This window comes from Arthrobacter sp. Bz4 (assembly GCF_003075455.1).
GTDB lineage: Bacteria > Actinomycetota > Actinomycetes > Actinomycetales > Micrococcaceae > Arthrobacter_D.
In genome coordinates this window covers 1-851 of the sequence record NZ_QDAE01000079.1, presented here as the reverse complement: position 1 = coordinate 851, position 851 = coordinate 1, and the positions used below count along the sequence as shown (strand labels likewise).

At 59.8% G+C, this 851-nt stretch carries 1 pseudogene; it reads left to right on the top strand.

The window, feature by feature from the left end:
- Positions 1-67: 67 nt before the first annotated feature.
- A pseudogene (locus DDA93_RS16130) lies at positions 68-851 on the top strand (IS3 family transposase); the annotation flags it as partial.

Here is an 851-nt window from a genome sequence, read left to right as displayed (position 1 = left end):
GGGACTGCCCCGAGTTTGCTTGACTCCTGACTTGTGAGGATTTACTCCTTGCAGCAAGGATGTTCACATGCCCAAGCCATTCCCCGCCGAGTTCCGACGCGACGTTGTCGCCGTGGCACGCAAGCACGAAGCGCCGATCTCTCAAATCGCTAAGGACTTCGGAATTTCCGAAGCCACCTTGCATAACTGGCTTAAGAAGGCCGACATTGAAGACGGTGCCCGTCCCGGCGTCACCCACAAGGAAGCCGCCGAACTCCGAGACGCGAAGAAGCGGATCCGGCTTTTGGAGCAAGAAAACGAGATCCTCCGCCGGGCGGCGGCGTTCTTCGCTAGGGAGTTGCCCCCAAAATGAGGTTTCCGCTGGTCCTTGACCTTGCCGCAGATGGAGTTCCCGTCGCGGTGGCCTGCCGGGTGCTGGGTTTCTCCAAACAAGCCTTCTACGCATGGAAGGCAGCCCCGGTCACGGACCGCGATTGGTCCGACGCGCACCTGATCAACGCTGCCCTGGACGTCCACCGTGACGACCCCGCATTCGGGTACCGATTCATCGCCGACGAACTCCAAGCCCAGGGCTTCACCTCTGGCGAGAACCGGGTCTCCCGGCTGTGTAGCAGCCAACAGATCTGGTCCGTCTTCGCCAAGAAACGCGGCCTGACCCGCAAGGCCGGCCCACCAGTCCACGATGATCATGTCCAACGGAACTTCACCGCCACAGCCCTAAATCAGCTGTGGTTAACCGACATCACGGAACACCGCACCGACGAAGGCAAGCTCTATCTCTGCGCCATTAAAGACGTCTACTCGAACCGGATCGTGGGCTACTCGATCGATTCTCGGATGAAGGCATCCTT